The sequence below is a fragment of the Escherichia sp. WS2035 genome, from assembly GCF_046487065.1.
Taxonomy (GTDB): domain Bacteria; phylum Pseudomonadota; class Gammaproteobacteria; order Enterobacterales; family Enterobacteriaceae; genus Escherichia; species Escherichia coli.
The window spans coordinates 1-19,867 of the sequence record NZ_JBJQKD010000012.1 but is presented as its reverse complement, the minus strand read 5'-3'; the positions used below and the strand labels follow the sequence as shown (position 1 = coordinate 19,867).

Sequence of the window (19,867 nt, the reverse complement as noted above, 5' to 3'; positions counted from 1 at the left end):
GGCAATATCGGGTAAAGGCATTAGCCCGACGAATACGTCGGGCTACAAGTATTATTGTGCTGCAGGTGTTTTAGCAGGTTGTTGATCCACAGGTTCTAACTGGAAGACTACATCGACCTGATCATCAAACTGAATAGCGGCCTGCTCGTAAGTTTCCTGTGCGGACACCGGTGCAGCATCAGCTTTCATCATCCGCACCATTGGGCTGGGCTGATAGTTGGAAACATGGTAGCGCACGCTATATACCGGCCCCAGTTTACGATTAAAGCCATTCGCCAGTTCCTGTGCCTGATGAATCGCGTTATCAATCGCTGCCTTACGCGCTTTGTCTTTATAGGCATCCGGCTGCGCCACGCCCAGCGACACAGAACGAATTTCGTTAAGACCCGCCTTTAGCGCGCCGTCCAGCAAGGAATTCAGTTTGTCTAACTGACGGAGCGTGACTTCCACCGTTCTCACTGCGCGGTAGCCTTTCAGGATACTTTTACCATCCTGATAATCATAATCTGGCTGAGTGCGTAAGTTCGCTGAGCTGATATCTTTTTTCGCGATCTGATTGAGCTCAAGGAAGGAAATGTATTGTGCGACGCGCTCATCTGCCTGTTTCTTGGCAGTAGCGGCATCCTTCGCGGCCACGTTAACTTCAATCGCAAGAGTGGCAATGTCTGGCACCGCATCCACGCTTGCCGTACCGGAGGTGACAATATGCGGTCCATCCGGCAATTCGTTAGCCTGCGCTGCCATCCCGCTAATACCCATTAATGCCGCCAGGGCGATAACTTTGAACTTCACGTTAGTCTCTCCGTGTTAATTGACTTGCCCAAAATTCAGGACCTCTGGAGGCAAGCTTAGCGCCTCTGTTTTATTTTTCCATCAGATAGCGCCTAACTGAACAAGGCTTGTGCATGAGCAATACCGTCTCTCGCCAGCTGCAAGGCAATAAACCACATAACACATCCCACTACCAGATTGATAATGCGCTGTGATTTTGCCGTGCGCAGGCGCGGTGCCAGCCAGGCTGCGAGAATAGCCAGACCAAAGAACCACAGGAAAGAGGCGCTAATTGTCCCGAGCGCAAACCAACGTTTTGGTTCCACATCAAGTTGCCCGCCAAGGCTGCCCAGCACAACAAAAGTATCCAGGTAAACATGCGGATTCAGCCAGGTCACTGCCAACATGGTGGCGATAATTTTCCATCTGCCTTGTTTCAGGACTTCGGCACTGGCTAACTCAATGTTACTGCTCATTGCTGTTTTAAAAGCGCCAAAACCATACCACAGCAAGAAGGCTACGCCGCCCCAGGTGACCAGCGCCAGCAACCACGGCGACTGCATCAATAACGCGCTGCCACCAAAAATCCCCGCACAAATCAGGACCAAATCGCTGATAGCACAAAGTAAGGCAATCATAATGTGGTACTGACGACGAATGCCCTGATTCATCACAAAAGCATTTTGTGGACCGAGCGGTAGGATCATAGCCGCCCCAAGTGCAAGACCTTGAAAGTAATAAGAAAACACGTTAGATATTCCGAATTAAGTATCTGATGCAGAGACTATATCGCGGGATTGTTATTAGCGGAAATTGATAATATTAATTGGCAATCAGAAAAACTAATAAGAGAGAGGCCAGAGAGTATTATCTGGCCTCAGCGTTGATTACGCAGCTTTGTCTTCTTTCACCCGCTTAAAGTTCACATCCATTTGCGGATACGGGAAGCTGATACCGGCGGCATCAAATTCACGTTTAATACGCTCCAGCACATCCCAGTACACGTTTTGCAGATCGCCGCTGTTGCTCCAGACTCGGACCACGAAATTAATCGACGATGCACCAAGTTCGTTCAGACGCACAGTCATTTCGCGATCTTTCAAAATGCGATCTTCAGACTGGATAATATCGGTCAGGATCTGCTTAACCTGATCGATATCGGAATCATACGCCACGCCAATAATAAATTCGTTACGGCGAGCTGGCTCGCGGGAGAAGTTAATAATATTCCCGGCAATAATTTTACCATTCGGAATAACGATAATTTTACCGTCTGCAGTACGCATGGTGGTGGAGAAAATCTGCACACTCAGCACAGTGCCGGCTACGCCGCCGAGGTCAACATATTCACCGGCACGGAACGGGCGGAACATGACAAGTAACACGCCAGCGGCCAGGTTAGACAGTGACCCCTGCAAAGCCAGACCAACAGCTAAGCCTGCGGCACCGAGTACAGCAATGACTGACGCTGTTTGTACGCCCACGCGCCCCAGTGCAGCGATTAGCGTAAAGGCGATAATTCCGTAACGGACTAATGCAGAAAGAAAATCAGCAACAGTGGCATCGATTTTACGGGAGATCATCAGGCGATTCACCGCGTTGGAAATCATCCGCGCGATAATCAAACCAACGATGATGATCGCGAGTGCCGCCACGATGTTTACTGCATAACTTAGCAGCAGCGCCTGGTTAGCCACCAGCCAGCTTCCCGCGCCGTTTATGCTATCGACAACATTCAAATCTTCCATTCAATATTCCTTTTCAACTGACTCAAAATGGAGAAATACACTCCGCCGCCTTATGGCGGGCAGTCTGACAAGGGTAAACAATAAAGCATAATTTTGCCAAATAGATCACAGATTTCTCATCTGCATCACCTTGCTTTTGGCGAAAAAAAGACCCGCAGAGCGGGCCTTGAGATAAGCAGAAAAGAATGACTTACAGAACGTCGATCGCGTTCAGTTCCTGGAATGCTTTTTCCAGACGAGCGATCATCGAAGTCTGACCGGCACGCAGCCATACGCGCGGATCGTAGTATTTCTTGTTCGGCTGATCTTCGCCTTTCGGGTTACCCAGCTGACCCTGCAGGTAAGCTTCGTTCGCTTTGTAGTAGTTCAGAACGCCTTCCCAGGTTGCCCATTGGGTATCGGTATCGATGTTCATTTTCACTACGCCGTAGCTTACGGAGTCTTTGATTTCCTGAGCAGTAGAACCGGAACCACCGTGGAATACGAAGTTCAGGCTGTTGTGCGGCAGGTTGTGTTTCTTAGAAACATATTCCTGAGAGTCGCGCAGGATGGTCGGAGTCAGAACAACGTTACCCGGCTTGTAAACACCGTGTACGTTACCGAAGGACGCTGCGATGGTGAAACGCGGGCTGATTTTGCTCAGCTCGGTATACGCATAATCAACGTCTTCCGGCTGGGTGTACAGTGCAGAAGCGTCCATGTGGCTGTTGTCCACGCCGTCTTCTTCACCACCGGTGCAACCCAGTTCGATTTCCAGAGTCATGCCGATTTTGGACATGCGCTCCAGGTATTTAGAGCAGATTTCGATGTTCTCTTGCAGAGATTCTTCAGACAGGTCGATCATGTGAGAAGAGAACAGCGGCTTGCCGGTAGCTGCGAAGTGTTTTTCACCCGCGTCCAGCAGACCGTCGATCCACGGCAGCAGTTTCTTCGCGCAGTGGTCGGTGTGCAGGATAACCGGAACACCATAATGTTCAGCCATCTGGTGAACGTGATGCGCACCAGAGATCGCGCCCAGGATAGCAGCACCCTGCGGAACGTCAGATTTCACGCCTTTACCAGCGATAAAGGAAGCACCACCGTTGGAGAACTGAACGATAACCGGCGCTTTAACTTTAGCAGCGGTTTCCAGCACGGCGTTGATGGAGTCAGTACCGACGCAGTTTACTGCTGGCAGTGCGAAGTTGTTTTCTTTTGCTACCTGGAAAACTTTCTGTACGTCATCACCAGTGATTACGCCAGGTTTTACGAAATCAAAAATCTTAGACATGTCTCTTGTCCTGTATCGTCGGGCCTTATACTCGTCATACTTCAAGTTGCATGTGCTGCGTCTGCGTTCGCTCACCCCAATCACTTACTTATGTAAGCTCCTGGGATTCACTCTCTTGTCGCCTTCCTGCACCTCGAATTATTTAGAGTATGAAAAAGTGCGTGCTCTAAAAGCGCGCTGAAACAAGGGCAGGTTTCCCTGCCCTGTGATTTTTTACTTCTTAGCGCGCTCTTCGAGCATCGCTACTGCAGGCAGTACTTTACCTTCCACGAATTCGAGGAATGCGCCGCCGCCAGTGGAGATGTAGGAGATTTTGTCAGCAATGCCGAACAGGTCGATTGCTGCCAGAGTGTCGCCGCCGCCAGCGATGGAGAACGCTTCGCTGTCTGCGATAGCGTTAGCCACGATTTCAGTACCTTTGCGGAAGTTCGGGAATTCGAACACGCCAACCGGACCGTTCCACAGAATGGTTTTCGCATTCTTCAGGATTTCAGCCAGTTCCTGAGCGGAAGCATCACCGATATCCAGGATCTGCTCGTCAGCTTTCACATCGTTAACAGATTTCAGGGTAGCCGGTGCAGTTTCAGAGAACTCGGTTGCTACGCGAACATCAGACGGAACCGGGATGTTGCAGGTGGTCAGCAGACGTTTAGCTTCGTCAACCAGGTCAGCTTCGTACAGGGATTTACCCACATCGTGGCCTTGTGCCGCAATAAAGGTGTTAGCAATACCACCACCAACGATCAGCTGGTCAGCGATTTTAGACAGGGAGTCCAGAACGGTCAGTTTGGTAGATACTTTAGAACCACCAACGATAGCCACCATCGGGCGAGCAGGTTCTTTCAGTGCTTTACCCAGCGCGTCCAGTTCAGCTGCCAGCAGCGGGCCTGCGCACGCAACGTCAGCGAATTTACCGATACCGTGAGTAGAAGCCTGCGCGCGGTGAGCAGTACCGAATGCGTCCATTACGAACACGTCACACAGTGCAGCGTATTTTTTGGACAGAGTTTCGTCGTCTTTCTTCTCGCCTTTGTTGAAGCGAACGTTTTCCAGAACAACCAGTTCACCTTCAGCAACGTCAACGCCGTCGAGGTAATCTTTAACCAGACGAACCGGGTTAGACAGTTTGTCTTTCAGGTAGTTAACAACCGGCAGCAGAGAGAATTCTTCGTTGTACTCGCCTTCGGTAGGACGACCCAGGTGGGAAGTTACCATCACTTTTGCGCCTTGTTTCAGGGCCAGTTCGATGGTCGGCAGAGAAGCACGGATACGCGCGTCGCTGGTTACTTTCCCGTCTTTTACTGGTACGTTCAGATCCGCACGGATAAATACACGTTTCCCAGCAAGATCCAGATCGGTCATCTTAATTACAGACATGGTGAATCCTCTCGTTGATTCTAAAAGTTTTGTAGACGCTGCTTGCGTCTTACCTGAAAGCAACAGTAGCCATAGCTAACGTCGTGTCGAGCATTCGGTTAGCAAAGCCCCATTCGTTATCGCACCAGACCAACGTTTTGATCAGGTGTGCGCCACTGACCCGGGTTTGAGTGCCATCGACAATGGCACTGTGCGGATCGTGGTTAAAATCTACAGAGACCAACGGCAATTCCGTATAGTCAACTATACCATGAAATGCACCTTGTGCTGCTTTTTGCAGCAACAGGTTGACTTCATTGGCTTTTACAGGTTTCTTCACCGTCACGCTTAAATCGATTGCCGTCACATTTATGGTTGGCACACGTACCGCAATCGCCTCAAAGCGATCGTTAAATTGCGGAAAAAATCGTGTGATACCGGCGGCCAGTTTAGTATCGACCGGAATGATCGACTGACTGGCTGCCCGAGTGCGACGCAGGTCAGGATGGTATGCATCAATAACCTGTTGATCATGCATGGCGGAGTGAATTGTGGTCACAGTGCCAGACTCAATACCGTACGCATCATCTAACAATTTGATGACGGGAATTATGCAATTCGTGGTACAGGAAGCATTAGAAACGATGCGGTGTTCCGCACGAAGTTGATCCTGATTGACGCCATAAACAACGGTCGCGTCGAGATCGTTACTGCCAGGATGTGAAAAGAGCACTTTTTTAGCCCCGGCGGCAATGTGTGCTTCACCATGCTCGCGGGAGCCATATACGCCGGTGCAGTCGAGGACTACATCAACGCCAAGTTCACGCCAGGGGAGCGATTGCAGTGAACGTTCATGCAATACACGGATGGCGTCATCACCAACAAAAAGTTGATCGCGTTCCTGTCGTACTTCCCATGCAAAACGGCCATGGCTGGTGTCATATTTCAACAAATGCGCCATGCCCGCAGCATCCGCCAGTTCGTTGATTGCCACCACGGTAATTTCCGCACGGCGTCCGGATTCATACAAAGCACGAACCACATTACGCCCGATGCGACCGAAGCCATTTATCGCTACGCGTACGGTCATAGATCTCCTGCAAGGTTTTCCCTGAGCAAATTTGCCAGACAGAGTAATCCAGCAAATCGTTCGGGGAAACCTTACCTGTCGCAAACTGCGACTGATTGGTTAATTGTCGAACATTTAATCGACTGAAACGCTTCAGCTAGGATAAGCGAAACGTGGAATAAAAGGAATGTTTGTCCAGTCAAAGAAGACAATTATCTGACTTATGTCACGTTTTCATCCCCGCCCCTGTGGAATTTATTCCACTTTGCAGAATCACGAATAAGCGTAGCAATATCTTTTCGTTGTGCGGTCACAAACCCTGACTTATATCAGAATATGACTGATGCAGCGTCGATATTATCCGCAATACGTCCGAGTTTCGGAGTACTCCAATGATGACATTGCCCTACCCATATTCTTCCTCCGCACGCTTTTACGCGCTGCGCCTGCTCCCCGGGCAGGAAGTTCTCTCCCAATTACGCGCCTTCGCGCAGCAACAACAACTTCACGCCGCGTGGATTGCAGGTTGTACCGGCAGTCTGACTGACGTCGCCTTACGCTATGCCGGGCAAGAAAACACTGCCCTGCTAAGCGGTAAGTTCGAAGTCATCGCATTGAACGGCACGCTGGAACAGAGTGGTGAACATCTTCATCTCTGCGTTTCCGATCCACACGGCACGATGCTTGGCGGTCATATGATGCCCGGCTGTACCGTGCGGACCACGCTTGAACTGGTGATCGGCTGCCTTGAGGAACTGGCGTTTAGCCGCCAGCTTTGCGCGCTTTCTGGTTACGACGAGTTGCATATTTCCCCCGTTAAATAACTATTTTCAGAGAGGTTTTCTTATGGCGCGTCGCCACTTTTCCAGTCAGGCACTGGTGTTGATCGTTATCTCTATCGCCATCAATATGATCGGCGGGCAACTGGCCAGCATGGTTAAATTACCTATTTTTCTCGACTCCATCGGCACACTTATTAGCGCGGTACTGCTTGGTCCGATAATCGGGATGCTGACCGGTTTACTGACCAATTTACTCTGGGGATTGCTGACCGACCCGATCGCCGCCGCATTTGCGCCCGTCGCGATGGTCATCGGCCTGGTCGCCGGTTGGCTGGCGCGAGCGGGTTGGTTTCGCACCCTGCCAAAAGTCGTTGTTAGCGGCGTGATTATTACGCTTGCGGTAACGGTCGTCGCTGTACCGCTGCGTACTGCGCTGTTCGGCGGCGTGACAGGAAGCGGAGCCGATTTGTTCGTTGCCTGGATGCACTCGATGGGGCAAAACCTGGTGGAGTCGGTGGCGATTACGGTGATAGGCGCGAACCTGGTCGATAAAATTCTTACAGCGGTGATAGTCTGGCTTTTACTGCGTCAGCTGCCGATTCGCACCACGCGCCATTTTCCGGCAATGGCTGCCGTGCGCTAAATGCATCCTTTTACATCCTTAACGCTGTGGGCGCTGGCGGCCTGCACCACGCTTATCCTGCCTACACAGACAATATTGCCAGTCTATAGCGCGGCGACCTTTTTCTGCCTTATTGCGCTAAAGGCCACGCGGCGGCGGGCAAAATATGTCGTCTGGCTGATGTTCTCGCTGGGGGCTGGACTGTGGCTGGTGCACGGTGGCTGGCTGACAGAATGGCTAAGCGGCACGCCACACTCTCCAGAACGGTGGGCGCATGCTATTACGCTCTGGTTGCGGATTCTGGCGATTGTTTCAACCTCACAGTTGTGGATGCAGTACGTCCCCGTGCAACGTTTTATCCGCGCTTTGTTTGCTTCTCGCCTGCCGCCGGGCGTCGCTTATCTGTTTGCCGGGCCGTTATTGGTCGTTGAGCAGTTAAAACGGCAATTGGCGATTATTCATGAAGCGCAGTGCGCCCGCGGCGTGCCGCTGGATGAGGGCTGGTATCAGCGTTTACGTGCGATGCCCGCGTTAATTATTCCGCTAACACACAATGCGCTAAACGATCTTGCTGTCCGTGGTGCGGCGCTGGATATGCGGGCATTTCGAATCAACAATAGGCGCACTACGTTATGGGCACCAGCCGATAGCACCCTACAATGCGTAGCACGTTACGCCATGATATTGCTAATGCTGGCTGAATTCGGAGCGTGGATATGGTTACGTTAGAACAGTTTCGCTATTGCCCGACACACTCAACGCATCCTCCGTTCTGTTATGACTTTCACTATGTCAAACCGGGGATGGTCGCCATCTTTGGTGACAACGGCAGTGGCAAAAGTACGCTGGCACAGCTGATGGCGGGCTGGTATCCGGACTTTCTACCAGGAGAGATAACCGGCACGGGGACGCTTCTCGGTACGCCCATTGGGCGTCTCCCGCTTAATGAACAATCCGCCACCATCCAGCTCGTCCAGCAATCGCCCTATTTGCAGCTCTCCGGCTGTACCTTTAGCGTGGAAGAAGAAGTTGCCTTTGGGCCAGAAAATCTGTGTCTTGCTGAAAAAGAGATTATGGCGCGGATTGACGCCGCCCTGGCCCTGACCGAGTGCCAGCCGTTGCGCCATCGTCACCCGGCAACACTCTCCGGTGGAGAGACACAGCGTGTGGTCATCGCCTGCGCCATCGCGATGCAGCCAAAGCTCTTAATTCTTGATGAAGCCTTTAGCCGCCTGACGCCGCAGGCCCGCGAAATGCTGTTGCAGCGCTTACAACACTGGGCGCTTGAACGTGGTTCGCTGATTATTCTTTTTGAACGTCATCACACACCTTTCCTGAACCACTGCCAGCAAGCGTGGCAATTGCAAAACGGAGCGCTCCAGCCACTATGTTAACGTTAAATCAGATATCTTATCGCTGGCCTGGCGCGGCTACGGATTGTCTTTGCGACATTTCTCTGCAACTCAAACAAGGTGAATGGCTGGCGCTGACCGGCGACAATGGCGCGGGAAAATCGACGCTGTTACGAGTAATGGCAGGTCTTCTTACGCCCACAGCCGGTACGGTTATGCTGCAACAACAAGCGATGAAAAACCTGAAAAACCGCCAGCGCGCGGCAAAGATTGGCGTACTGTTTCAGGAAGCGGAAAATCAGCTTTTTCACAGCACCGTTGCTGACGAAATCGCATTTGGTTTGATACTGCAAAAATGCCCGGCGGATGAAATCACTCAACGTACCAATGCTGCCCTGCAATGCTGTCAGTTAGCAGACACTGCCAGCGCGCATCCGTTAGATCTGCATAGTGCGCAGCGACGGATGGTCGCCGTCGCCTGCCTGGAAGCACTCTCTCCGCCACTATTGCTACTGGACGAGCCGAGTCGGGATTTTGACGAAAATTGGTTGAGCGTGTTTGAAAGCTGGCTGGAAAAGTGCCGCCAGCGAGGCACGAGCGTCGTAGCAATCAGTCATGACGCCGCATTTACCCGGCGTCATTTCTCTCGTGTGGTGCGACTGGAAGATGGTGTAATCAGGAACGTTAATCCATCAGACGATATTCACCCGTAGCGGTCATCATTAAGGTCAAATTTGCAGGCAGACTCTCTTCCAGCACCCGGCGAACATTCGGCCCGTCGGTACGGTCATAAAAGGCTTCTGCGTCTGCCAGCGATAACCCTCCCGCCAGCTTGCGCCCCACCAGACGCTCCCGCAACGCAGATGCGGGAGCTTTGATAAAGATCGAGAAATCACAAAATTGCGCAAGCTGGCACCACTTCTCGTCGTCCAACAACAACCAGTTTCCTTCGACGATGACGAGTGGTGCGGTAACGTGCAACACATCTTCAACAGGATCATGCTTTTGTCGATCGTACTGCGGCCACGTACAATCCCCTTCCACAACCCGGCACAGATTTTCCGCCAGTTTCGCAACGTTGAATGTCTCTGGTGCGCCTTTGAAGGGTCGCAATTGATGCACATCCAGCCAGCTATTGTAATGGTGAAAACCATCCATCGGCAGCGTCTGAATAGCGGGCAGTTCCGGGTCTTGTTGCGCGAGATATTCCCAGAAGGTGGTTAGGGTAGATTTACCCGTCCCCGGCGGAGCGCAAAGAAAAACCACCGTACGCCGCTGCGGATTTACTGTCTGTAAGGCCGCCAGCATACGCAGCAATGGTTTATGTACATTTTCAATTTCATCATCAGAGTACTGCGCCTGTACCTTTAGTCCATTCACCGTCAGTTCGATTTTCACGGCGTTAATTCCTTTAAGGTGGTCGTTACTGCCAGCGTCAGCGCCGTTTTGACCATCCCGCTAAAACGCGCCTCTGACCAGACGGCGAAATCGGCGAACTTCATCGCTTTCAACGCGTCATAGAGCGTCGCATTGCGGGTTATGCTATTGACGTTGCTGATAAAATCCCAGGTTATGTCATCAGCAAATCTGGGCGTTTCATCCTGTTCGTTCAGGTAATGCCAAAACTGGGAAAAATGCGTGATATCGGCGTACAGCCATTTATCCATTTTCCCCAGCGCATAAATCAAACGCAGCGCAACATCAATATCGTCAAGCGGGCCGCTTTGGGCGAGTAACGGCTTCACTGCATATTCGACGATCTCTTCATCGTTATCGACAAACAGCGACGGCAGAAACTGGCGTATCCCCTGGAGCAAAATAGAATGCGCAGTTTTCATAAATGAAAATAAATTGTCCTGTGCATTCAGTTGCTCAAGCACATCATCTTCTGTCAGCGTCGCCATTGGTCTTCCGATAGATCACCATCAATGCAGGGAGTCTATTATATTACACGTTTGGTCCGCGCCGCCGATCAGTAATGTCTGCGTCCGCACCCCATTCGCCGTCTGTTGGATACCGTTCACCAACTCGCCGCCCGTCACGCCCGTAGCGCTAAAGAGGATATCGTTCCCCCTCACCAGTTCATCGAGCGAGTATACACGGTTAACGTCAACGCCCATTGCCTTGCAACGCTTGCGCTCCTGCTCTGCAATCTGCCGATTTTCCGTGTAATCCCCTTTAGCCTGACAAAAGTCAATCAGCTCGGCCTGCATATCCCCGCCTAATGCTTTAACGGCACAGGCAGAAATAACACCTTCCGGTGCGCCACCGATGGTGTACATCACATCGTAAGGATTATCCTGCCAGCAAGTCAGCACGCTGGCGGCGACATCGCCATCCGGCAGGGCAAAAACCTTCACGCCGAGCTGTGTTGCTTCCTCAATTGCGGCACTCAGGCGCGGTTTATCCAGCGTAACCATGCGCAGCTTGTCCAGCGGTTTACCTAACGCCCGCGCCACGTTACGCAAGTTGTCCGCCAGAGGCAAAGACAGATCTATCGCCCCGGCAGCCAGTCGATTAACAACCAGCTTTTTCATATACATATCGGGCGCATGTAACAGGCTATCTCGAGGGGCGAAAGCCATGACCGCCAGCGCATTGCTCTGCCCCATCGCCACCATCCGCGTGCCTTCAATGGGATCGACCGCGATATCGACTTCTGGCCCATCGCCTTTGCCCACCTCTTCGCCAATCCACAGCATCGGCGCATGGTCAATTTCCCCCTCGCCGATAACCACTCGCCCACGAAAAGCAACGTCGTTTAATGCCTGGCGCATCGCGGTGACCGCAAGGCCATCAATTTTATTTTTGTCGCCACAGCCGGTTTGCGGCCAGGCAGCCAACGCTGCCTGTTCCGTAACGCGAAATAATGGCCACGCCAGGGACATCATTGCGCGGCCTCCCCAATATCAACGCCAAATTGTGCCAGCAGATATTTCTCGGCCTGTTCATTCCAGATACCGTGCGTTTTCTCAACCAGCCGCGCCAGCTCTTTAAACAGCGGATCGGTTTTGCCTTTTTCGGCAAAATCGGCAATGGCGGTCAGCGGCATGGTCACGCCGTTATAAATGAGTTTTTTACCGCCAGGGATATCCGGCAGATTGAGCACGGTTTCTGGCACCGCATCCAGGCCACCAATATGGGTCACCATAAACGACGGCTGTAACTGCCCCGTGGCGCTAAGGGCAATCGCCTCTTTCATGTCGTCCGTGGAACCGCCAGACGTGCCGACAATGTGCGTACTGTTGTAATGGACGTTGTAGAAATTAAACGGCACTTTGAAGTTTTTATCCGTCGGACCGGCAAAGAAGTTCAGGCAGCCATCTTCAGCCAGTAATTCATCAGCCATCTCGACGACTGAAGGCACCGCTGCATAGACAAATACGTCATCAAATCCGGCATCATCCGTCAGCGCCCGCAGCGTCTGGACCGGATCGCTCATCCCTTTGGTATTCATATACACCAGCTCAATGCCTTTACTGGCCGCCAGCTCCACCGGCAGCAACTTCTGCACCTGCGCCAGCCGTTTGTCGTCGATATCGACTACCACCACCCGCGCCGGTTGTATGCCGCCGTTAATGGCGTAATCGATAGCGCCAATGCCCATCGGGCCAGCACACGCCAGCAGGGCAATATTGCCGCCAGGTTTGACGCCCATACGATGCTCATAAACATATTGCGTGGTGTGATAATTGGCATGATAAGCACCAATAATGCAGCACATAGGCTCTGCCAGCGACGCCGCAGCAAAATAAGAGCCGTGATACGGTAATACACAGCCTAAATTAATCGCGATTTCGGGAATAATCATATAGGTGGCATTGCCACCAAAATATTCGTAGCTGTATCCGGCTGAATATCCGCTTGGTAGCCCCATCGCCGGTTGCAATACAAAACGCTGCCCTTTTTTATATTTGCCAGTGAGATTTTTACCCACTTCGACAACAACCCCAGCACATTCATGCCCGGTAATAACCGGATGATTTTCTAAATCGTCGGGGACGCGTTTATGTTCACTACCAAGCAACGCCGCTTTCCAGGTGGATAAACAAACGCTGTCAGAAATTACACTCACTAACAGTTCATTATCAGTAATTTCTGGCAGTTCAAATTCGCGCAGACGGACATCCCGCTTGCCATAAATAGCAGCAACTTTGGTTTTCATTTTTACCTCTGTAATCAGTGTTTATGTTCAGCGGTTAATTGATTAAATAAAGTGTCGAGTTTTGGATCGCCAATATAGTTATTAATCAATATCAGTGGTTTATCCGTCACACGTTTCACGCGCCCTTCCAGACTGGCGTGAGTAACGACGATATCCGCATCCGCAGGCACGTTTTCTATGGCGTAATGTTTTACTTCTATTGCCAGCCCCGCTTTTTCCAGGCGTTTACGGAAGGTGGTTGCGCCCATCGCACTGGAGCCCATCCCTGCATCGCAAACAAAGGCAATACGCTTAACACGGCTTAACGAGAATGCACCTTCTTGTTTCATCGCCTTAACCGCATTGGCTGACTCGGTAAACTCATCTTCGCTCTTCGTTTCCACCGTTTTTTCCATCTTCAGTATCAGCGAAGTGATAGCAAAGGACACCAGGGTACCTACCGTAACACCGGCAATTGTCGCCAGGAACGAGCCTTTCGGCGTCAGTGCCAGGTAAGCAAAGATAGACCCCGGACTTGGGCCAGCCACCAGACCACCGTCCAGTAAGTTAAACATCCAGGTGCCAGACATACCGCCCGCAATCATGGCAATAATGGTCAGCGGCTTCATCAGCACATACGGGAAATACAGTTCGTGGATCCCACCGAGGAAGTGAATAATCATCGCCCCGGGCGCAGAACGTTTACTCATCCCTTTACCAAACAAGGTAAACGCCAGCAGCAGCCCCAGACCAGGACCTGGGTTGGAGGCCACCATGAAGAAGATGGATTTACCGTTAACCGAAGCCTGTTGCATTCCCAGCGGATAATAGACGCCCTGATCAATCGCATTATTAAGGAAAAGCACTTTCGCCGGTTCATTGATGACTGACAGCAAAGGCAGATAACCCGCATGTACCAGCGCCTCAATACACTCTTTGACGAAAGTATTAGCAATTAACACCGCCGGACCGATAACTTCAAAACCCAGCAGACAAAGGAGCATCCCCGCGATACCTAATGAGAAGTTATTGATAACCATCTCAAAACCAGCAGGTATGCGTTTTTCCAGCGACTTGTCGATATATTTAATCACCAGACCACCGAGCGGCCCCATAATCATCGAGCCAAGGAACATCGGGATTTCAGCGCCGACGATCACACCAATCGTACCAATTCCGCCCATGACCGCGCCGCGTTTACCGCCGACCAGATGACCACCGGTAGAACCAATCATCACGGGCAATAAATAGGTAATCATCGGACCAACAATTTTGGCGAAATGTTCATTCGGCAGCCAGCCGGTGGGAATAAATAATGCCGTTATAAATCCCCAGGCAATAAAAGCACCGATATTGGGGATGACCATTGCAGTCAAAAAGCCCCCAAAAGCCTGGACCTTTGCACGAGCAGACTTGTTTTCCATAATATTATCCTGTAGAGGAGAGAGTAATTATCCGCGGCTGATAATGTCCGCTAATTGTTTTTCTGATGATGCTGTTAAGAGTTGTTCGAGTATTTCTTCTTCGCACAGTAATTCACTTAACGCCTGAATAGCGCCAATGTGCGAATTGGCATCGGCAGCAGAAAGCCCGATGAGTAATTTAATCGGTTCGTCCTTCCCCGGGAAATAAACGCCTTGTTTAAGTAACGTCAAAGACATCCCGGTTTTAAGCGCCCCACATTCCGGTCGCGCATGAGGCATTGCCACGCCTGGTGCGAGAATATAATAAGGACCATTGCTGATGGTGGAGTCTTTAATAGATTGAATGTAATTCTCGCTGATATAGTTTTTATCCAGCAATGATGCCATCGAGAAATCGATAGCTTCCTGCCAGTCTTTTGCTGAATGTATAACTGAGATTGATGATTCTGGAAAATAATCAATAAGCCGCATAAATTATCCTTATTTTATTTTTAGGGTACCGTCCGGCGGTAAAAATAAAATACTCGTGCAGTTTAATGAAAGCAATTGGGCACGCGAGAAGAAAAACCTCATGAGTAAAAATAATAAAACTTTAAATAACAACAACATGAAATTGATATTTTTAAAGTCAATTTTGTATTTGTTATGTTTATCACAAAATAAATATTTTGTTTGTTATTGTATTTGTGATGCATATCTCTATTTATTTATTGAATGTCCGAAAGCATACTTTTCTAATGCAATGTTTTTTCGCTATACCCCTTTATAGATTCTGAATTCTCACCTGCCAGCTGTTTTCTCCTCCCCCCATGTGACATATTCCCATACTTTACTCAAGGAAGATTCATATGAAAGCACCTGTTTCAATAACCTCATTTCGCCCACAAAAATCTATTGCTATCGCCATTGGCGTGCTTGCCGTGGTTGTGCTGCCATTTCTCTCGTATTACACCGTTAATGAAGGTGAACGCGGCATTTTGCTGCGCTACGGAAAAATCGTAAAAGTTGCCGAGCCGGGGCTGGGTTTTAAGATCCCTTTTATGGAAAGTGTAGAGAAAATTTCCACGCGTAATCAGGCTGTGGTCTATCAGGGATTACAGGCCTACAGCCGCGACCAGCAACCGGCACAAATGACGGTATCAGTCAGCTTCCACATTAAACCTTCAGAAGCAGGCGCGGTTTATACCACCTACAACACCATTGAAGCATTAAAAGATCGTCTGATTGTCCGTCAGTTGCCAACTCAACTGGAGAACGTTTTCGGCCAATATACCGCCATCAGCGCGGTACAGGATCGTACAAAACTGGTTCAGGATCTGCAAAATGCAATGCGTAAAGCCGTTGTTGGCCCGGTGGTGATTGATGGTGTCCAGATTGAAAATATTGATTTTTCTGACGCTTATGAAAAGTCGATTGAAGACCGAATGAAAGCAGAAGTCGCCATTGCCACACGTAAGCAAAATCTGGAAACAGAGAAAATCCAAGCGCAAATAGCAGTAACTCAGGCCCAGGCAGAAGCAGACAGTAAACTGGCGGCAGCCAAAGCAGAAGCTGAGACCATTCGCGTAAGAGGCGCGGCAGAGGCTGAAACTATTCGTTTAAAAAGTGCGGCTGAAGCAGAAGCTATCCGCCTGCGCGGTGAAGCTCTGCGGGAGAATCCCGGACTTGTTGCCCTCACCACTGCTGAGCGTTGGGACGGTAAACTGCCCGATACCATGATCCCCGGCAGCACAGTTCCGTTTATCTCTACTAAGTAAAAAAAGGCCGCTTTCGCGGCCCTTGAGACTGATAGCAAAGACAAAACTGCCTGATGCGCTACGCTTATCAGGCTGCAATATGTTGAATTTGCAAAATCTTGTAGGACGGATAAGGCGTTCACGCCGCATCCGGCATAAACAACGCGCACTTTGCCAACAATCTGAAGGGCCGCATTTGCGGCCCTTCTCACAAAGCATCTTACCGATTACAGCAGCGCTTTTGCTTTCGCAACAACGTTGTCAACGGTGAAGCCGAACTCTTCAAACAGCTGCTCTGCCGGAGCAGATTCACCGAAGGTGGTCATGCCGACGATAGCACCGTTCAGGCCAACATACTTGTACCAGTAGTCAGCAATGCCAGCTTCCACCGCAACACGAGCGGTAACCGCTTTCGGCAGTACGGATTCACGGTAAGCCGCGTCCTGCTTGTCGAATGCGTCGGTAGACGGCATGGAAACCACGCGCGCTTTCACGCCTTCGGCAGTCAATTTTTCGTATGCCGCTACAGCCAGTTCAACTTCAGAACCGGTCGCGATGAAGATCAGTTCCGGCTGACCAGCACAGTCTTTCAGCACATAACCACCGCGCGCGATGTTTGCCAGCTGCTCTTCAGTACGTTCCTGCTGCGCCAGGTTCTGACGGGAGAGGATAAGCGCAGTCGGGCCGTCCTGACGTTCAACGCCGTATTTCCACGCTACCGCGGATTCAACCTGGTCACACGGACGCCATGTAGACATGTTCGGGGTCACGCGCAGAGAAGCGACCTGCTCTACCGGCTGGTGAGTCGGGCCATCTTCGCCCAGACCGATGGAGTCGTGGGTGTAAACCATCACCTGACGCTGTTTCATCAGCGCAGCCATACGTACGGCGTTACGTGCGTATTCCACGAACATCAGGAAGGTGGAGGTGTACGGCAGGAAACCACCGTGCAGGGAGATACCGTTGGCAATCGCAGTCATACCGAATTCACGTACACCGTAGTGGATGTAGTTACCCGCAGCATCTTCGTTGATTGCTTTAGAACCAGACCACAGGGTCAGGTTAGACGGCGCCAGGTCTGCAGAACCGCCGAGGAATTCCGGCAACAGCGGCCCGAACGCTTCGATAGCATTCTGAGACGCTTTACGGCTGGCGATCTTCGCCGGGTTAGCCTGCAGTTTAGCAATGAACTCTTTCGCTTTCGCGTCGAAGTCAGACGGCATTTCGCCTTTCATACGGCGGGTAAATTCAGCGGCTTCCTGCGGATAAGCTTTCGCGTAAGCAGCGAATTTCTCGTTCCATGCGGACTCTTTCGCCTGGCCTGCTTCTTTCGCATCCCACTGAGCATAGATTTCAGACGGGATTTCGAACGGCGCGTATTTCCAGCCCAGCTGTTCGCGGGTCAGGGCAATTTCAGCGTCGCCCAGCGGCGCACCGTGGGAGTCGTGGGTACCGGCTTTGTTCGGGGAACCGAAACCGATGATGGTTTTGCACATCAGCAGGGACGGTTTGTCAGTCACTGCGCGCGCTTCTTCTACTGCGCGTTTGATGGATGCCGCGTCATGACCGTCGATGTCGCGAATAACGTGCCAGCCGTAAGCTTCGAAACGCATTGCGGTGTCGTCGGTAAACCAGCCTTCAACGTGACCATCGATAGAAATACCGTTGTCATCGTAGAACGCAATCAGTTTACCCAGCTTCAGCGTACCCGCCAGAGAGCAAACTTCGTGGGAGATGCCTTCCATCATGCAGCCGTCGCCCATGAAGGCGTAGGTGTAGTGGTCGACGATGTCGTGGCCCGGACGGTTAAACTGCGCCGCCAGCGTTTTTTCTGCAATCGCCATACCGACTGCGTTGGCAATACCCTGACCCAGCGGACCGGTGGTGGTTTCTACACCTGCGGTGTAACCCACTTCCGGGTGGCCCGGAGTTTTAGAGTGCAGCTGACGGAAGTTTTTCAGTTCTTCCATCGGCAGATCGTAACCGGTGAGGTGCAGCAGGCTGTAGATCAGCATGGAGCCGTGGCCGTTGGACAGCACGAAGCGGTCACGGTCAGCCCAGGACGGATTCTGCGGGTTGTGTTTCAGGAAATCACGCCACAGGACTTCGGCAATGTCAGCCATACCCATAGGGGCACCCGGGTGACCGGATTTGGCTTTCTGTACTGCGTCCATGCTCAGCGCACGAATAGCATTGGCAAGCTCTTTACGTGAGGACATTTTGACTCCAGATCGGATGATGAAGGGCACGCCCTTAACGACTTGACGACAGCGCGTTTTGGGCTACGCCGGAAAATTTGCCAACAATTTACCGCAAGCCGCGCGTCATGTACATGGAACATCCTTTTGCCGCTTCAGAAATCTCTGGATCATGCTCGCATGTTGCGCAATCTACTCGCCGGTCCACTGCACTTTTCCTTATACTTCGATTGAGCGTCAATTCACCTGCAGATGGCGCATTTTTAGAATAATCCTGACCTTGTGCGGAAGAGAAAACATGAAAATTCGCGCCTTATTGGTAGCAATGAGCGTGGCAACGGTACTGACTGGTTGCCAGAATATGGACTCCAGTGGACTGCTCTCATCAGGAGCGGAAGCTTTTCAGGCTTACAGTTTGAGTGATGCGCAGGTGAAAACCCTGAGCGATCAGGCATGTCAGGATATGGACAGCAAGGCGACGATTGCGCCAGCCAATAGCGAATACGCTAAACGTCTGACGACAATTTCTCGCGCGTTAGGCGATAACATCAATGGTCAGCCGGTGAATTACAAAGTGTATATGGCGAAGGATGTGAACGCCTTTGCAATGGCTAACGGCTGTATCCGCGTCTATAGCGGGCTGATGGATATGATGACGGATAACGAAGTCGAAGCGGTGCTCGGTCACGAAATGGGGCACGTGGCATTAGGCCATGTGAAGAAAGGAATGCAGGTAGCACTTGGTACAAACGCAATTCGCGTTGCGGCGGCCTCTGCAGGCGGAATTGTCGGCAGTTTGTCACAATCACAACTAGGAGACCTGGGCGAAAAGCTAGTCAATTCGCAATTCTCCCAGCGCCAGGAAGCAGAGGCCGATGATTACTCCTACGATTTGCTGCGCCAACGCGGCATCAGTCCGGCTGGCCTTGCCACCAGCTTTGAAAAACTGGCTAAACTGGAAGAAGGTCGCCAAAGTTCAATGTTTGACGACCACCCAGCATCCGCCGAACGCGCCCAACATATTCGCGATCGTATGAGCGCGGATGGAGTTAAGTAAGGCATGGTGGTGCCAAACGTAGGTCAGATAAGGCGTTTACGCCGCATCTGACATGAATGGCACATTTGTTATCCTGTGCGCGTTGCCGGATGCGATGCTGGCGCATCTTATCCAGCCTACGGGTGCCGAACGTAGGTCGGATAAGGCGCTCACGCCGCATCCGACATTAATGGCACATTTGTTATCCTGTGCGCGTTGCCGGATGCGATGCTGACGCATCTTATCCGGCCTACGGGTGCCGAACGTAGGTCGGATAAGGCGCTCACGCCGCATCCGACATTAATGGCACATTTGTTATCCTGTGCGCGTTGCCGGATGCGATGCTGACGCATCTTATC

At 51.3% G+C, this 19,867-nt stretch carries 20 protein-coding genes; 7 read left to right on the top strand and 13 right to left on the bottom strand.

Annotated features, from left to right (window positions below; translation table 11 throughout):
- Nucleotides 1-51: 51 nt before the first annotated feature.
- From ACJHX4_RS18690 to epd, 6 genes are all read right to left on the bottom strand, one after another.
- On the bottom strand, nucleotides 52-792 hold the full coding sequence (locus ACJHX4_RS18690) for an oxidative stress defense protein (protein ID WP_000669838.1): 741 nt from the start codon (nucleotides 790-792) through the stop codon (nucleotides 52-54).
- 92 nt (nucleotides 793-884) lie between these two features.
- The gene (gene argO, locus ACJHX4_RS18685; protein ID WP_000493346.1) at nucleotides 885-1,520 is read right to left on the bottom strand and encodes an arginine exporter ArgO; all 636 of its coding nucleotides are present in this window, start codon (nucleotides 1,518-1,520) and stop codon (nucleotides 885-887) included.
- A 138-nt stretch (nucleotides 1,521-1,658) separates the two neighbouring features.
- Nucleotides 1,659-2,519 (bottom strand): small-conductance mechanosensitive channel MscS, encoded by an 861-nt coding sequence (gene mscS / locus ACJHX4_RS18680; RefSeq protein WP_000389811.1) that lies wholly within the window; start codon nucleotides 2,517-2,519, stop codon nucleotides 1,659-1,661.
- 190 nt (nucleotides 2,520-2,709) lie between these two features.
- A complete protein-coding gene (gene fbaA, locus ACJHX4_RS18675) occupies nucleotides 2,710-3,789 on the bottom strand; it encodes a class II fructose-bisphosphate aldolase (protein ID WP_000034372.1) in 1,080 nt (359 codons plus the stop codon).
- Between the two features lie 213 nt (nucleotides 3,790-4,002).
- The gene (gene pgk, locus ACJHX4_RS18670) at nucleotides 4,003-5,166 is read right to left on the bottom strand and encodes a phosphoglycerate kinase (RefSeq protein WP_000111269.1); all 1,164 of its coding nucleotides are present in this window, start codon (nucleotides 5,164-5,166) and stop codon (nucleotides 4,003-4,005) included.
- Nucleotides 5,167-5,215: 49 nt separating this feature from the next.
- A complete protein-coding gene (gene epd, locus ACJHX4_RS18665) occupies nucleotides 5,216-6,235 on the bottom strand; it encodes an erythrose-4-phosphate dehydrogenase (protein ID WP_000218480.1) in 1,020 nt (339 codons plus the stop codon).
- A 371-nt stretch (nucleotides 6,236-6,606) separates the two neighbouring features.
- Between epd and ACJHX4_RS18660 the strand changes: the two genes are divergently transcribed.
- The 5 genes from ACJHX4_RS18660 to ACJHX4_RS18640 are packed head-to-tail and all read left to right on the top strand — an operon-like array spanning nucleotide 6,607 to nucleotide 9,683.
- Nucleotides 6,607-7,038 carry a PPC domain-containing DNA-binding protein gene (locus ACJHX4_RS18660; RefSeq protein WP_000988707.1) on the top strand — a complete coding sequence of 144 codons (432 nt, stop codon included), beginning with the start codon at nucleotides 6,607-6,609 and terminating at the stop codon, nucleotides 7,036-7,038.
- A 22-nt stretch (nucleotides 7,039-7,060) separates the two neighbouring features.
- The gene (locus ACJHX4_RS18655) at nucleotides 7,061-7,639 is read left to right on the top strand and encodes an ECF transporter S component (protein WP_000113902.1); all 579 of its coding nucleotides are present in this window, start codon (nucleotides 7,061-7,063) and stop codon (nucleotides 7,637-7,639) included.
- Nucleotides 7,640-8,347, top strand: a complete 708-nt coding sequence (locus ACJHX4_RS18650; protein ID WP_000553238.1) for an energy-coupling factor transporter transmembrane component T — start codon at nucleotides 7,640-7,642, stop codon at nucleotides 8,345-8,347. It abuts the gene before it with no gap.
- The gene (locus tag ACJHX4_RS18645) at nucleotides 8,335-9,012 is read left to right on the top strand and encodes an ABC transporter ATP-binding protein (protein ID WP_000256973.1); all 678 of its coding nucleotides are present in this window, start codon (nucleotides 8,335-8,337) and stop codon (nucleotides 9,010-9,012) included. Before ACJHX4_RS18650 ends, ACJHX4_RS18645 begins: the two co-directional genes overlap by 13 nt.
- Nucleotides 9,006-9,683, top strand: coding sequence for an ABC transporter ATP-binding protein (locus ACJHX4_RS18640; protein ID WP_000956881.1), 678 nt, complete (start codon nucleotides 9,006-9,008; stop codon nucleotides 9,681-9,683). The genes ACJHX4_RS18645 and ACJHX4_RS18640 overlap by 7 nt, the downstream gene beginning before the upstream one ends.
- Here the strand turns inward: ACJHX4_RS18640 and ACJHX4_RS18635 are convergent.
- The 6 genes from ACJHX4_RS18635 to cmtB are packed head-to-tail and all read right to left on the bottom strand — an operon-like array spanning nucleotide 9,655 to nucleotide 15,009.
- On the bottom strand, nucleotides 9,655-10,368 hold the full coding sequence (locus ACJHX4_RS18635) for a nucleoside/nucleotide kinase family protein (protein ID WP_000687745.1): 714 nt from the start codon (nucleotides 10,366-10,368) through the stop codon (nucleotides 9,655-9,657). The genes ACJHX4_RS18640 and ACJHX4_RS18635 overlap by 29 nt on opposite strands.
- Nucleotides 10,365-10,874, bottom strand: a complete 510-nt coding sequence (gene fumE / locus ACJHX4_RS18630) for a fumarase E (protein ID WP_000224168.1) — start codon at nucleotides 10,872-10,874, stop codon at nucleotides 10,365-10,367. The genes ACJHX4_RS18635 and fumE overlap by 4 nt, the downstream gene beginning before the upstream one ends.
- A gap of 21 nt (nucleotides 10,875-10,895) precedes the next feature.
- Nucleotides 10,896-11,861: a class II fructose-bisphosphatase gene (glpX, locus tag ACJHX4_RS18625; RefSeq protein WP_000987277.1), complete on the bottom strand. Its 966-nt coding sequence runs from the start codon at nucleotides 11,859-11,861 to the stop codon at nucleotides 10,896-10,898.
- Nucleotides 11,858-13,135 (bottom strand): zinc-binding dehydrogenase, encoded by a 1,278-nt coding sequence (locus ACJHX4_RS18620; protein ID WP_000853238.1) that lies wholly within the window; start codon nucleotides 13,133-13,135, stop codon nucleotides 11,858-11,860. The genes glpX and ACJHX4_RS18620 overlap by 4 nt, the downstream gene beginning before the upstream one ends.
- Before the next feature lie 14 nt (nucleotides 13,136-13,149).
- Nucleotides 13,150-14,538 carry a PTS mannitol transporter subunit IICB gene (gene cmtA / locus ACJHX4_RS18615; RefSeq protein ID WP_000428787.1) on the bottom strand — a complete coding sequence of 463 codons (1,389 nt, stop codon included), beginning with the start codon at nucleotides 14,536-14,538 and terminating at the stop codon, nucleotides 13,150-13,152.
- A gap of 27 nt (nucleotides 14,539-14,565) precedes the next feature.
- Complete coding sequence (gene cmtB / locus ACJHX4_RS18610) at nucleotides 14,566-15,009, bottom strand: PTS mannitol transporter subunit IIA (RefSeq protein ID WP_001236698.1); 444 nt, start codon at nucleotides 15,007-15,009, stop codon at nucleotides 14,566-14,568.
- Nucleotides 15,010-15,386: 377 nt separating this feature from the next.
- Here cmtB and ACJHX4_RS18605 point away from each other — a divergent pair, with 377 nt between their 5' ends.
- A complete protein-coding gene (locus tag ACJHX4_RS18605; protein ID WP_000646924.1) occupies nucleotides 15,387-16,295 on the top strand; it encodes a prohibitin family protein in 909 nt (302 codons plus the stop codon).
- Between the two features lie 206 nt (nucleotides 16,296-16,501).
- On the opposite strand, the gene tkt is transcribed toward ACJHX4_RS18605, so the two are convergent.
- A complete protein-coding gene (gene tkt / locus ACJHX4_RS18600) occupies nucleotides 16,502-18,493 on the bottom strand; it encodes a transketolase (RefSeq protein WP_000098615.1) in 1,992 nt (663 codons plus the stop codon).
- Between the two features lie 277 nt (nucleotides 18,494-18,770).
- Between tkt and loiP the strand changes: the two genes are divergently transcribed.
- The gene (loiP, locus tag ACJHX4_RS18595) at nucleotides 18,771-19,529 is read left to right on the top strand and encodes a metalloprotease LoiP (protein WP_001296354.1); all 759 of its coding nucleotides are present in this window, start codon (nucleotides 18,771-18,773) and stop codon (nucleotides 19,527-19,529) included.
- The last annotated feature ends 338 nt before the right edge of the window (nucleotides 19,530-19,867 follow it).

What these genes read in the sequence shown, in the direction of transcription:
- ACJHX4_RS18645 (WP_000256973.1), top strand. Translation starts at nt 8,335, where the DNA reads ATGGTTACGTTAGAACAGTTTCGCTATTGCCCGACACACTCAACGCAT.
- cmtB (WP_001236698.1), bottom strand. Translation starts at nt 15,009, where the DNA reads ATGCGGCTTATTGATTATTTTCCAGAATCATCAATCTCAGTTATACAT.
- glpX (WP_000987277.1), bottom strand. Translation starts at nt 11,861, where the DNA reads ATGATGTCCCTGGCGTGGCCATTATTTCGCGTTACGGAACAGGCAGCG.
- pgk (WP_000111269.1), bottom strand. Translation starts at nt 5,166, where the DNA reads ATGTCTGTAATTAAGATGACCGATCTGGATCTTGCTGGGAAACGTGTA.
- tkt (WP_000098615.1), bottom strand. Translation starts at nt 18,493, where the DNA reads ATGTCCTCACGTAAAGAGCTTGCCAATGCTATTCGTGCGCTGAGCATG.
- ACJHX4_RS18660 (WP_000988707.1), top strand. Translation starts at nt 6,607, where the DNA reads ATGATGACATTGCCCTACCCATATTCTTCCTCCGCACGCTTTTACGCG.
- fumE (WP_000224168.1), bottom strand. Translation starts at nt 10,874, where the DNA reads ATGGCGACGCTGACAGAAGATGATGTGCTTGAGCAACTGAATGCACAG.
- mscS (WP_000389811.1), bottom strand. Translation starts at nt 2,519, where the DNA reads ATGGAAGATTTGAATGTTGTCGATAGCATAAACGGCGCGGGAAGCTGG.
- cmtA (WP_000428787.1), bottom strand. Translation starts at nt 14,538, where the DNA reads ATGGAAAACAAGTCTGCTCGTGCAAAGGTCCAGGCTTTTGGGGGCTTT.
- ACJHX4_RS18620 (WP_000853238.1), bottom strand. Translation starts at nt 13,135, where the DNA reads ATGAAAACCAAAGTTGCTGCTATTTATGGCAAGCGGGATGTCCGTCTG.
- ACJHX4_RS18650 (WP_000553238.1), top strand. Translation starts at nt 7,640, where the DNA reads ATGCATCCTTTTACATCCTTAACGCTGTGGGCGCTGGCGGCCTGCACC.
- ACJHX4_RS18640 (WP_000956881.1), top strand. Translation starts at nt 9,006, where the DNA reads ATGTTAACGTTAAATCAGATATCTTATCGCTGGCCTGGCGCGGCTACG.
- epd (WP_000218480.1), bottom strand. Translation starts at nt 6,235, where the DNA reads ATGACCGTACGCGTAGCGATAAATGGCTTCGGTCGCATCGGGCGTAAT.
- ACJHX4_RS18605 (WP_000646924.1), top strand. Translation starts at nt 15,387, where the DNA reads ATGAAAGCACCTGTTTCAATAACCTCATTTCGCCCACAAAAATCTATT.
- loiP (WP_001296354.1), top strand. Translation starts at nt 18,771, where the DNA reads ATGAAAATTCGCGCCTTATTGGTAGCAATGAGCGTGGCAACGGTACTG.
- fbaA (WP_000034372.1), bottom strand. Translation starts at nt 3,789, where the DNA reads ATGTCTAAGATTTTTGATTTCGTAAAACCTGGCGTAATCACTGGTGAT.
- ACJHX4_RS18655 (WP_000113902.1), top strand. Translation starts at nt 7,061, where the DNA reads ATGGCGCGTCGCCACTTTTCCAGTCAGGCACTGGTGTTGATCGTTATC.